The following is a 12,032-nucleotide window of genomic DNA, read 5'->3' on the forward strand; positions in this document are numbered from 1 at the left end:
AAGAGCATCCGGAAAAAGGATGCTCTTTCTGTATTTATCATGTAGATTCTTTTTCGGGTGAGGTGAAAAATTCGTCGATTTTGTCGGAGAGTAGTAATGGAATGGCTCCTTTTATAACAGAAATGTCCCAGTCCCACCATGCGAGATTCTCTAGTTTGTCAATCGTTTCTTGCGGGAAACGATATCGAACAAATTTTGCAGGATTACCAGCTACAATTGCATACGGGGGTACATCTTTTGTAACAATGCTCCTGGCGCCGATAATGGCCCCGTTACCAATTGTAACACCAGATAAAATGCAGGATTGATAACCAATCCACACATCATTGCCGACTACGATATCACCTTTTGAAGAAGGGTGACCAGTAATATGTGCTCCTTCATCAAAAAGTGCATTAAATGGATAAGTTGTTATCCAGTCTGCGCGATGTTCACCGCCAAGTATGAAAACGACTTCTTCTGCTAATGAACAAAACTTACCTATTTTTAATTTTGTTTCATTGTTCCAAGAAAAAATGGTTGGCCCTACTTTACTATAAGTATAATCACCAATATCATATTTATTATATTCAGGTTTTTGATTTAAATATAACATGCTTCTTCAGCCTCCTTTCTCAATTAAGTGATACGTATGGAATATTATATGCAAGATGTAGTAATGTGAACTGTATTAATAGGTGAAATGAACAAAAGGAAGTGGGATGTATGCGATACGAAATGGGTCTATATAATAAACCGTTTCAGTCAATTCAATCAGGAAAAAAAGTATATGAAGTACGCCTATACGATGAAAAACGTCAACTAATAAACAAAGGCGATGAAATCGTGTTTACGAATCTTACGACAACAGAAATGATGACGGTAAAAGTAACGGAAATAAAGCGATACGAGAGCTTTAAAGCCATGTATGAACAAATCGATAAAAAATTATTGGATTGTGAAAATGATAGTTTAGAGGAAATGTTAGAAAGTACATACAAAATATATACGAAAGAACAAGAAAAAGAGTGGGGAACAGTTGCGATTCGTATTGAGGTAATAAAATGATAAGAAATCGCGGAGCGGCTATCATTGTACAGGAAGGAAAAATCGCTCTTATAAAACGTATTCGAGAAGAGGAAACATATTATGTGTTTCCTGGCGGAGGGATTGAGGAAGGTGAAACGCCTGAAGAGGCAACGAAAAGAGAGGTATACGAAGAATTAGGGGTACATATAAAAGTGGAGCACCTTATTGCAAAGGTAAAATATAAAGGAAATGAATATTATTATGCTGCCTATATTACAGGCGGAGTGTTCGGAAGTGGAACAGCTGAGGAATTTCAGTGGGAAGGTAGAGGAAGTTATATTCCGTTATGGCTACCGATAAATGAGTTGGAAAAAGTGAATATAAAACCTTATGAAGTGGTCGGAAATATATTTAATCATTATAAAATATAACGTCTGACAACATACAAAAAAAACCATTGACATAGGCTTCTGATTTAAGTATTGTATTCGAGTATGTTTATAATCAGGAGGTTTATATGAGCAATCAAACTACTACACATCATGTGAAAATGACAACAGCAGATCCATCTGGAATTGGTCTATTTGGATTAGCGATGGTAACACTTGTAGCATCATCTCAAAAGTTAGGCTTAACAGATGGCGTTTCACTTGTATTACCGTGGGCAATCTTTTTAGGAGGATTTGCACAAATCTTTGCTTGCATTCATGATGCAAAGCATAACAATACATTCGGTACAACAGCATTCGGTGCGTACGGTCTATTTTGGCTAGGTGTTGGAATGACTTGGTTAATTCAACTTGGAGTATTTGGCGAAAAATTAGCACAAGCTGCAGATTCAAAACAGCTTGGTGTAGCCTTTATCGGATATTTGATTTTCACAATCTTTATGACAATTGGTGCAATGGAAACACATAAAGTATTATTTATGATTTTCGTCCTTATTGATTTCTTATTTATCGGTCTTTCATTAAGTACTTTAGGTGTTATGCCGCATGCAATGCATAATTTAGCAGCATATTCTGAACTTCTTATTTCATTATTATCTTTCTATGGTTCAGCAGCAGCAGTGTTAAACACACACTTCGGAAAAGTTGTTTTACCAGTTGGAAAGCCGTTTGGTATTTTTAAAAAGTAATAAAAAAGCACAGATGATTGTATAGTCATCTGTGCTTTTTTATTTATTGAAAGCTATAGCAGTCGTCCTTGTTAATTCAGAAATTTTTTGAGAGCTCGCAGAATTACCGTCTATTGTTACATGAACTTGTTGCTTAGGGTTCGCTGTAACTACCCATGCGTTTGGTAAATAGCGTGATTTATGAGATAAGGTGGAAGGGATATTTAAAATATCTCCCATTGCATATAATGTTGCTGATGATCCACCGTCCATTGCCATCGCATTGACAGCACCTTTTTCATAAAGAATATCTTGACAATCTCTCAAGGAAGCACCAATGCTATGAGGTTGTCTACCATCAATGACGAAAAACATAATCGATCCATCTTTTTTCTGAGCCATAATGCTTCGAGGGCCATATCCCCAACCACCATCATTTGTAATCATTTTTTCTCCATTTACAATTAGCTGAGGCATAAATCCAGCAGCGGAAACAACATTTTTATTTAACAATTGGTTAGCAGAAAACTCTCCAGAAACCATTTGTCCATATTTTGTAATACCACTAGTGAGGGTAGGGGTATTAATATCTTTCGGCGTGTTTATAACTTTACCGTTTTCAATAACAATACCGATTCCGGTTTTACCACCACCATGCCCGGTTTCATCCCAAAAACCACTGGCATTGACAGCGGCAACTGCATGGTTTCGCTTTGCCATTACGTATATTTTTTCTCCGACGTCTTTACCTTCTGAACCTTGCTGGGTAACAAGTTTTACGTTGAATGGATTACTAATTGTCATTAATTTCCCTTCGAAAAAATGATCATTATATTTTTTCTTTATTGTTTCAATAGAAACATCTAGTGGTAAATCTTTTCGTCTTTCTAACTCTTTTTTTGAAAGTTTAGAAGTTAAAAATTCACTATTTTTCCATTTTGGATTTGTGATGGATTGAGAAATATCATTTAATTCTTCATCAGACAATAACGTGAATTTTGCATATTGTGGATGCTGAGAAGTTAAAATACTCTCGGCTGCGATAACACGTAAATTATGACCGTATGAAGTACCGAATAAAATAATAGCAGCTCCTATTAGTAAGAATATTGTTAAAAGGGAGGTTGCTTTTAAAAATCTAATAAAATACTTTCTCATCATAAGGACTCCTCTTTCTGTAAAGTGAACAATTGATTAGAGATTGAGCATGATACAAAAACATTTTTTATTTGAAATAAGTAATGTGAAATGATGATAATACAATAATGTTTGAAGATAGATTTGGCAATAGTTGAATATGAATGTAGATATTTAAAATGAAATATAAATAGTCAGATGTGAAATGTAAATAAAAGTAGAAAAAAATCAATTGAAATTGATTCTCATTATTAATATAATGAGAATGAGAATCATTTATTGTTAGAGGGGGATGCCAAAGTGGCAAAAATTTTAATAGCTTATGCAAGTATGTCAGGAAATACAGAGAGTATTGCTGATTTAATTAAAGTTAGTTTAGATGCTTTTGATCATGAAGTAGTATTGCAAGAAATGGAAGGCATGGATGCTGAAGAATTATTAGCTTATGATGGAATCATTTTAGGATCTTATACGTGGGGCGATGGTGAATTACCATTTGAAGCGGAAGATTTTCATGATGACTTAGAAAATATAGATTTAGCTGGGAAAAAGGTAGCGGTGTTCGGATCGGGTGATACAGCGTATGAACTGTTTTGTGAAGCGGTAACGATATTTGAAGAACGTCTTGTAGAGCGCGGTGCAGAGCTTGTACAAGAAGGGCTAAAAATTGAATTAGCTCCAGAAGATGAAGAGGATGTTGAAAAATGCAGTAATTTTGCAATTGTATTTGCTGAGAAGTTCTAAGAATGGGAGTGTCAACGTGGAGACAATGTTAAGTGTAACTGCTATTACAAAGTTAAGAGATGGAAAACTGTTGTTAGCTACTACATATAATGGCTTATTTGTTGAACAAGACGGAGAATGGAAACGAATTTTAAATGGTTTTCAAAAACGAATTAGGGATTTACATAGCGAAGATAATGTAGTTTATGGTGTAGGTGACGAAGGGATTTTTATTCGTAGTATGAATGGTGGAGAGAACTGGACAATTCAGCGTTTTCCAACAAAAGCAACGAGTTGGAATGTATGTAGCAATGTACAAGGAAATGTTGTTGCTCATGGAGAAAAAACGCTGTATCTTTCTAATAATTTCGGTTCGACATGGGAAACTATTCATCCGTTTCTTGAGTATGGCAGTGCGGCACCGTCTATTCGATCGTTATTTTTATATAAACATTACTTATTTATTGGTACGAAAATACATGCTAAATATGGTGGTGTTTGGCTCTTTGATTTGAAGACACGTAAATTAAAGAGGATTAAAATTGCGATGAATCAAATGATCTCCGCGTTGACTTTACACAATTCTTATTTAGTAGCGGCAAGTGGATCGTGCAAGGGAGTTAGCGGGAATATTTCTTATTGTAAAATAGATGAAAGTATTGCAAGTGAAAAAATATATTGGCACACATGTCAAAGTGAGCAGAAAGCAAGTAGTTATTTAGACTTAAGTGTAGATCAACATGTTTTATATACAACTTCAACGCAAAATAAGGCGGGTATTAGTAGTGTGTGCCGTGTGCTTCTTGAAGAAGGTATTGTTACAGTATGTGATTCAGTTAAAGGGCACGGATGGCGCATTGTTAATCAAAAAGAGGGTTATGTAGTAGCCGGATCAGGTGAATTAAAAGCAATGCAGTGGGAACAAAAAATAATTTAAGAAAAAACTTTACTTTTATTATATTGATATGATATAGTATGTTTAAACCATTTTACTTTTAATAATATAGAGATTTAAATGAGCTGTAACTTCCGAGGAGGATAGCAATGTTAAATCTCCTCAGGGGTTGCAGTTTTTTAATATCTGGCTTATTATTGTAAGGTGGTTGAAAATGAATATGTACATATAGGTACATTGTAGGAGGATTTTTTTCATGCAAAACGGTAAAGTAAAATGGTTTAACTCAGAAAAAGGTTTCGGTTTCATCGAAGTTGAAGGCGGAGAAGACGTATTCGTTCATTTCTCAGCTATCCAAGGCGAAGGCTTCAAAACTTTAGAAGAAGGTCAAGAAGTTACTTTCGAAGTAGAACAAGGTAACCGTGGACCTCAAGCTACTAACGTAAACAAGAAGTAATTTTTGAAAAAAGAAGGGCTCGCCCTTCTTTTTTTTTGCACTTTTATAGATGTCCTCCTATTTACATATCATAACAAGACTGAATTTTCATTTATTTATTCGGAGTATTTTTGTATAAAGTACATGAATAAATAAATACTGAAAATAAAGTGTTTGTGTGAAAAGGAATTTAGAAAGAGGTAAATAAATTGAAAAACGCTACACATTTCATTGTGTTTGATATTGAAAGGAATTTCAGACCGTATAAATCAGAAGATCCATCAGAAATAGTTGATATCGGAGCTGTAAAAATAGAAATAGGTACAATGAAGATAATTGAAGAATTTTCGGAGTTAGTAAAACCAAGTGCACGATTAACTCGTCATACAACAAAATTAACCGGTATTACGAAAAAAGATTTAATGGGTGTAGAAAAATTCCCTCAGATTATAGAGAAATTTATTCAGTTCATCGGCGAAGGTTCTATATTTGTTTCATGGGGAAAAGAAGATTATCGCTTTCTATCTCATGATTGTACATTATATGGTGTTGAATGCCCAAGTATAGAAAAAGAAAATAGAATTGATTTGCAAAAATTTGTTTTCCAAGCATATGAGGAATTGTTTGAACATACGCCAAGTTTACAATTTGCGGTAGAACAGCTCGCTTTAACGTGGGAAGGAAAACAGCACCGTGCTTTAGCAGATGCTGAAAATACAGCAAATATACTTCTTAAAGTGTATAGCGAGAGAGATATTAATAAGCGATACAAAAGACATGGTGAACTTGAACTTGTAAAAAACGGAAAACTAACAGAAAAAGCGAAAAAAAAGATGCGAAAATGGGTATTTAAAGAACTAAAGAAAAATACAGAACGCCCTTTTGAATGGAGTACATTTGAAAGTGGTGACACGTGGGAAAGTATAACGGAAAGATATTATATAAGTGAAAATACAGTAGAACTCCTGAAAAAACATTTTCGTACAGCAGTGAGAAAAGCGGAACGACAGATTAGGTATTTGGCTGAGATGGAGGAGAATACAGAGGTTAAATGAATTGCTCCTCCATCTCTAACTACATACATGTAATAACAGCGTATTGATATTAAATAGGCATCAACTTGTTGTTGTGATTGTACATTATAATTGCTTTGGGAGTGTTAAGACGTAATAAGAGTTTTAAACTGTATTAATAAAATAAAAATATATATAAAGAAAAGAGTGTAGTTTAATGGAAACAATCTTTAACATTTTAACTGTTTTAGTTTTTGGGATAATATTTACCACACAATTAGCATTAACTACACTTTCTTTCATAGTAAAGAAGAATTGGAAAAAACTTAATATCTCTTTAAGTTGTGGTGTATTAAAGTTTAAAATAGAAGAGTAAGATTGAGTTTTGTACAAGGGAGGTATGATAGTGGTAGACTTGGATATTAAAGATGTCACAGTAAAGATGGAATTAAACGGTGTCTTTTGGAATGAGGATCGGATTGCTGAAATGAAGGTGACTACAAAAGAAGAGCATTCTGTTATTCTTCGTCTAGTAGTTGATTTAGAAAGTAAAACTATTAGGGCGACGAGTGCGGAAATAGTGAATGGATTCTGCCCTCTGTGCAAACAGAAAAGGGACGAATGTAGTGAACTTAATGACTTGCAAAACAAAATGGAAATTTTAGAAGAAGCCTACGATTGGGTGAGAGAACATCCGGAATATCGTTTTCAATTATCTTTTTACGAGTACAATAAATTTGAGGTAGTAAAGTGAAATTTGCATTTTAACAACTTATAGAAGGACTTGGTCAACTAGAAATATTGAAGTAGATATTTCTAATGGAAATAAGCCTGTATAACAAGGAAGGGATATATTTGATTCTGCAACAAATGTCATCTTGCATCAAAAAAATTTAAAAATAAACATGTTTTATTATAAAGCAGAAAAATCGATTCTTAGTAGAATCGGTTTTTAATATAAATAAAAGAGCGCTTATTAAAAGCGCCCAGTAACAACAGTTATATGGAAGTATTTATCCCGTAAAAGCCCGATTGGTGAGGGCTAATAATTAGTGGGGGATGAACAAAACCCCACTGATTAAAGTTTCACTTTATTCAATACCGCTCGGATCAAACGAATACTGCTGCTTATTCTCAATCCGCTCAATCACATCTTGCAGCTCATCTGGCTTCAGAAACTCAATAGGAGAGAAGCCTTTTTCAAATGTAAGTGTGTCTGCTTCAATCATAAGTACATATCGATCATTTACCTTCGCAATATGTATTTGATCCCCAAAATCCGCAAGCAACGCCTTCACAGAGATATGATCGGCTTTTAGTTTTAATTCCACTTCAGGAGCATGCTCGACGATTTGAGCGGTTGCTTCCATTACTTCTTCAGTTGAAAATTGTTCCATAATTTCGCGTTTCGGACTGGCAGCCCATACTTCCATCGCTTGGTCGAATTGTTCGCGTTCTTCCGTACCTTCTTCAAATACATCTTCAATTTGGTCGTATACCATGTCCATTACTTGTGTTTTCATAATTTCAGGCATAGAGCGTTCATATTCGACGAATTTTAAGAAGTCTTCAAAGTAGCGGGCATGTGATGCTTGATGTATTTTTAGTTCGCCTACTTCAACCATTCCTTCTTCAGGCATGTACGGATATTGGATAGATTTCATATTCTTTGTTGTGATGGCCATTTCAACGTTACGAATCAGTGTTGATTCATCAGAAATAGAAGCAACCTTTGGTTCAAAGTCGCATTTCATTACGAATACGAATGGATCATCAAAGTATTTGCGTAGTTTTGCCTGAGCAATTAAAAATACACCACCACGTACAGCGCTTGTGTCAAGATATGTATAAACGAGAGGTTCGCTCATATCTTTAAAGTTTTCTTTTGTTTCTGCAAAGCGAATACGATTAAAAAGGTTGTAATGAGGGTTTGAATCAAGTTCGTGCCCTTCTTCTACAATAAAGCGACCGATTTTTGTTGGGGCTTGTTCTGTTTTTGCATGACGTTCTACTTTTCGCTTCGATATTTTTAATAACTCACCATTCAAAAATTCTTTTAAGGAACTATCTTCATATTCTTCAGCGTCTAAAGTTTGAAAATGTTTGTAGCGTTTATCAACTGCTTCACCTTTTCCTTCTACTTGTACAACATAAAAGGAAAGATAATTTATTTCAAAATCCATATTTATCACCTTGTTTCATTTCATTAACTCTTATCAGTATAGAGATGGAAAAAACTTTCGTCAATTTATATAAGGAAGGGGAAGCCCCTTCCTTTATATAATCTTTATTTTCTCGATTAAAATCCGTCTTCTAATGCTGCGAATGGAATGTTTAGTCTGTTTTCTACTGTGCGTAAACGTTGGTTTAAGCGGTTTAGTCTACGTGTATGGCGCTCAACTGTATTTTCTAGTTGACGAACTCTTTGTTCAAGCTCATTTACGCGTCTTTCTAATTGACGATTTCCAGTGCCAGGAAAAGAGATTGGAAGTTGGAATTGTCTATTTTGGTCATATGGATTCGTGTGCTCTGCTTGATCTATATAAGATTGATATTGTGCTTGTAAGTCATACTGTGGTTGTTGGTACGCATATTGATTATATGGATCATATGGATTGTAGGGATACATAATAACATCCTCCATTTCTTTAAAATAGGTTGAATTCACCATAATGTATGTGCAAAAGCGGAGCGGTGGCACGGCAAATACCTATTTATGTTGACGGGATTTCTCTTTATCCCGCATTAACGGGCAGTAAGACCCCACTGATTAAAGTTTCACTTTATAAAAAATAGCTTGAGGGTTTTTGATTTGTATTTCTTTTGCTTGATGGTATATACTGGATAAAAGAGAGAGTTTACATAAAAGTTACAATTCTATCAAACTCAAACTTTTATGTAAATATGTATAGACATTTATAAAAGAAAAGAGTAATTTATATAGAGTGAAAAATAACTTGTAACATTTTATAAACATATTGTAAAATGATTGTAACAAAACATACATAAAAATGAAATAAATACATAATAGTGATGTTGGGGAAAGGGAGAGAGTATATTGTTCCGTAAAGTAAAGGGTATATTAGTTGGGGTGTTATGTGTAGCTGTAGTGAGTGGCTGTGGTGCAAAAGTAAGTGATGTTGCATTGGTAAGTGATATTGGTGGGCACACTGTAGAGGCTAAAGCAGAAGTGCAAGATACTATTAGTTTAGTTGATGGTCGAACTGGTACTGAAGTGAAAAAATTAGATTTATCTGGTTTAGGCTATTTTGAAGATGAAGCGAAATTTAAAAAGTCTGTAACAAAGGTTGTTGGTGAGGTTGGAAAAAGCGTCGACAAAAAAATGGTTCCTTCACGTATAGCACCTGATGGAAGTTGGCAAGAAGGAAAACCTTCTTATGAATTAATGGAAAAAGAATTAGTAGATAAATTGTTAAACGTTGGTATGTGGGATGCTACGTATCAGTTGCCGATCGTGGAGAAAAAACCAGTCGCAACATTAAGTGATGCGCAAGGAAATGGTACGGTAATTGGTAGATATGAAACGAACTTAGGTGGTTCAACAGGTGGCCGTATTGAGAATATTCGTTTGTCAGCAGCGAGCATAAACGGAGTTGTGTTAGCAAAAGGAGACCGTTTCTCTTTTAATTCATTAATCGGTGATACAACACCAGATAAAGGATATCAATTAGGGAAAGAAATAGTTGATGGTAAATTAGTAGATGGATATGGCGGTGGTGTTTGTCAAACATCTTCAACTTTATACAATGCAGCAGATCAAGCTGGCCTGAAAATGGTGGAGAGAACTACACATTCTAAAACGGTAGGTTATGTTCCACAAGGAAGAGATGCTACAATTGCATATCCATATTTAGATTTAGTATTTGAAAATACGAATGATGCACCTGTGAAGCTTTATATGGGCATTCAGGGTGGAAAGCTAGTTGCTGAAGTACATAAAATGAGATAAGAGTTATAAAGCCACCTTTTCTGAAATTTAGAAAAGGTGGCTTTTTTATTATGAAAATAAAAATGTATGTAAATTCTGACTTTTCTTATTTACATAGGATGATTTTAGTTGTATCCTTCATAGTAACGGTTATATGTAATGGAAAAATATAGGGATAAGGAGATGGAGTTATTCATGGTACAAATTCATCCGAAAACACGTATTGGTCATGTTGAATTTAAAGTGAAAGACTTAGAGCGTCAAATTGCTTTTTATGAGAATGTTGTAGGATTAGAGGTAATTAAGCAAGAGGGGAATAAAGCATATTTATCTGGAAAAGGTGGAAAGAACGCGTTACTTGTTCTTGAAAAGTTAGAGGACGGGGTACTGCAAGAACCGCGTACGACTGGTATATATCATGTAGCCTTTTTAGTTCCGACTCGTGAAGCTTTTGCTTCTGCGCTATTTGGGGTTCTTCGTAATAAGAATGTAATTGACAGCCCGGATGAGCAAGAAGGGCGTTATACATATTCAAATGAAATTTTACCAATTTCAAGGTTTAATAGTGCAAGTGATCATACATATAGCGAAGCTTTTTATTTGCAAGATTTAGAGGGGAATGGTATTGAAATTTATGCAGACCGTCCGCGTGATCAATGGGGAGAAGGGTCAGGAGGAAGTACACCACTTGATTTAAAAGAATTGGCAACACTCGTTGATTATGAGTTTGATGGTTTGCCTGCTAATACTGTCGTTGGGCACGTACATTTACGAATAGCTGATGTAGAGAAATCACATGAATTTTATGTGGAAACAGTAGGTTTTGAAGTACAACAGCGTGAAGAGGATTGCTTATTTATTTCAGCAGGGGGATATCATCACCATATTGGTGCAAATACGTGGAACGGAGTAAACAATCCACACCCACCAGTATATGCAACTGGACTAAAGGTATATGCTATTGTACTACCGCATAAAGAAGCGTTAGACGATGTGAAAGAAAGATTAATAGAAAAACAACATGAAATAAATGAAACTACAAATGGGTTTGTGGTGGTAGATCCAAGTGGTATTACAGTGCAGTTTGAAATAGAAGCAGTGTAAAATAAGCGAGAAAGTGTATAATCACTTTCTCGCTTATTTGTGATCATTCATAGCTCAATCCAATATCTTCTTACTATATTCCCATCTTCCTCAGTGAAATCATCATCACGAAGCCCGCCGTTATGCAAAATCGTTTTTTCAGAAGCGGTATTCACTGCGTCGCAAACGACAAGTACTTTCGTGATGTCTAATTCCTTCGTTTTTTCTAATGATAATGCTAGTAATTTCGTAGCATAACCTTTTCTTCTTTCAGAAGGGCGAATACCATAACCGATATGACCGCCAGCGTTAAATAAATGTTTGGTTAAACTATGACGTATATTAACAGCTCCCACAATTTTATTTTCATCTGTAACAAGCCAATATGTAGAGTCTGGTACCCAATTTTTAGGGATATTTATTCCGTTATGCGCATCGAGAAGTTCTTGAACCATAGCTGGGAAGTTGGCAGGATTTTTTGAGATAACCCACGGGATCATTGTTTCACCGCTATCTTTCCATTCGTTATAGAAATCTAAGTATTCTTCTTGTAAATCAGTAGTAGGTGTGAGTAATGAGACGTTCATTGTTAGTAAGCTCCTTTATTTATATAGTTTTTATAAAAAATTACGATACAAAATGAAAGCGTTTTCTATAATTTCTCAACCTAA

General features: G+C 34.9%; 15 protein-coding genes. 10 read left to right on the forward strand and 5 right to left on the reverse strand.

Annotated features, from left to right (window positions below; all coding sequences use genetic code 11):
- Nucleotides 1-37: 37 nt before the first annotated feature.
- Nucleotides 38-595, reverse strand: coding sequence for a CatB-related O-acetyltransferase (locus ACQGSG_RS08065; protein ID WP_098595627.1), 558 nt, complete (start codon nt 593-595; stop codon nt 38-40).
- A gap of 110 nt (nt 596-705) precedes the next feature.
- On the opposite strand from ACQGSG_RS08065, the gene ACQGSG_RS08070 reads away from it, so the two are divergent.
- The 3 genes from ACQGSG_RS08070 to ACQGSG_RS08080 all read left to right on the forward strand — a co-directional run bounded on the left by ACQGSG_RS08070 (nt 706) and on the right by ACQGSG_RS08080 (nt 2,146).
- Nucleotides 706-1,047 carry an ASCH domain-containing protein gene (locus ACQGSG_RS08070; RefSeq protein ID WP_098536457.1) on the forward strand — a complete coding sequence of 114 codons (342 nt, stop codon included), beginning with the start codon at nt 706-708 and terminating at the stop codon, nt 1,045-1,047.
- Nucleotides 1,044-1,439, forward strand: coding sequence for an NUDIX hydrolase (locus tag ACQGSG_RS08075; protein WP_000620829.1), 396 nt, complete (start codon nt 1,044-1,046; stop codon nt 1,437-1,439). The genes ACQGSG_RS08070 and ACQGSG_RS08075 overlap by 4 nt, the downstream gene beginning before the upstream one ends.
- Nucleotides 1,440-1,525: 86 nt before the next feature.
- A complete protein-coding gene (locus ACQGSG_RS08080) occupies nt 1,526-2,146 on the forward strand; it encodes an acetate uptake transporter (RefSeq protein WP_000070938.1) in 621 nt (206 codons plus the stop codon).
- Nucleotides 2,147-2,185: 39 nt separating this feature from the next.
- Here the strand turns inward: ACQGSG_RS08080 and ACQGSG_RS08085 are convergent, their stop codons facing one another.
- Nucleotides 2,186-3,283 carry a phosphodiester glycosidase family protein gene (locus ACQGSG_RS08085; protein WP_001233794.1) on the reverse strand — a complete coding sequence of 366 codons (1,098 nt, stop codon included), beginning with the start codon at nt 3,281-3,283 and terminating at the stop codon, nt 2,186-2,188.
- Between the two features lie 279 nt (nt 3,284-3,562).
- Here ACQGSG_RS08085 and ACQGSG_RS08090 point away from each other — a divergent pair, with 279 nt between their 5' ends.
- From ACQGSG_RS08090 to ACQGSG_RS08110, 5 genes are all read left to right on the forward strand, one after another.
- Nucleotides 3,563-4,006, forward strand: coding sequence for a flavodoxin (locus ACQGSG_RS08090; RefSeq protein ID WP_001062753.1), 444 nt, complete (start codon nt 3,563-3,565; stop codon nt 4,004-4,006).
- Nucleotides 4,007-4,022: 16 nt separating this feature from the next.
- A complete protein-coding gene (locus tag ACQGSG_RS08095; protein ID WP_000449526.1) occupies nt 4,023-4,922 on the forward strand; it encodes a WD40/YVTN/BNR-like repeat-containing protein in 900 nt (299 codons plus the stop codon).
- Nucleotides 4,923-5,136: 214 nt separating this feature from the next.
- Nucleotides 5,137-5,337, forward strand: a complete 201-nt coding sequence (cspB, locus tag ACQGSG_RS08100; protein WP_001179150.1) for a cold shock-like protein CspB — start codon at nt 5,137-5,139, stop codon at nt 5,335-5,337.
- 188 nt (nt 5,338-5,525) lie between these two features.
- Complete coding sequence (locus tag ACQGSG_RS08105) at nt 5,526-6,371, forward strand: exonuclease (RefSeq protein ID WP_000786417.1); 846 nt, start codon at nt 5,526-5,528, stop codon at nt 6,369-6,371.
- Nucleotides 6,372-6,735: 364 nt separating this feature from the next.
- Nucleotides 6,736-7,083: a hypothetical protein gene (locus ACQGSG_RS08110; protein WP_000227983.1), complete on the forward strand. Its 348-nt coding sequence runs from the start codon at nt 6,736-6,738 to the stop codon at nt 7,081-7,083.
- Nucleotides 7,084-7,420: 337 nt separating this feature from the next.
- Here the strand turns inward: ACQGSG_RS08110 and ACQGSG_RS08115 are convergent, their stop codons facing one another.
- Both ACQGSG_RS08115 and ACQGSG_RS08120 read right to left on the reverse strand, forming a co-directional pair.
- A complete protein-coding gene (locus tag ACQGSG_RS08115) occupies nt 7,421-8,512 on the reverse strand; it encodes a DUF3900 domain-containing protein (RefSeq protein WP_000345046.1) in 1,092 nt (363 codons plus the stop codon).
- 116 nt (nt 8,513-8,628) lie between these two features.
- A complete protein-coding gene (locus tag ACQGSG_RS08120; RefSeq protein WP_098618799.1) occupies nt 8,629-8,958 on the reverse strand; it encodes a hypothetical protein in 330 nt (109 codons plus the stop codon).
- Between the two features lie 429 nt (nt 8,959-9,387).
- Between ACQGSG_RS08120 and ACQGSG_RS08125 the strand changes: the two genes are divergently transcribed.
- Together ACQGSG_RS08125 and ACQGSG_RS08130 are read left to right on the forward strand one after the other, a co-directional pair.
- Nucleotides 9,388-10,299 (forward strand): VanW family protein, encoded by a 912-nt coding sequence (locus ACQGSG_RS08125; protein WP_000488980.1) that lies wholly within the window; start codon nt 9,388-9,390, stop codon nt 10,297-10,299.
- A gap of 174 nt (nt 10,300-10,473) precedes the next feature.
- Nucleotides 10,474-11,382: a VOC family protein gene (locus ACQGSG_RS08130; protein ID WP_000249876.1), complete on the forward strand. Its 909-nt coding sequence runs from the start codon at nt 10,474-10,476 to the stop codon at nt 11,380-11,382.
- Nucleotides 11,383-11,429: 47 nt separating this feature from the next.
- On the opposite strand, the gene ACQGSG_RS08135 is transcribed toward ACQGSG_RS08130, so the two are convergent.
- The gene (locus ACQGSG_RS08135; protein ID WP_001103124.1) at nt 11,430-11,948 is read right to left on the reverse strand and encodes a GNAT family N-acetyltransferase; all 519 of its coding nucleotides are present in this window, start codon (nt 11,946-11,948) and stop codon (nt 11,430-11,432) included.
- Between the last annotated feature and the right edge of the window lie 84 nt (nt 11,949-12,032).

Origin of the sequence: Bacillus sp. GMa5/1 (assembly GCF_050172015.1) — a bacterium.
GTDB classification, from domain to species: Bacteria; Bacillota; Bacilli; order Bacillales; family Bacillaceae_G; genus Bacillus_A; species Bacillus_A cereus.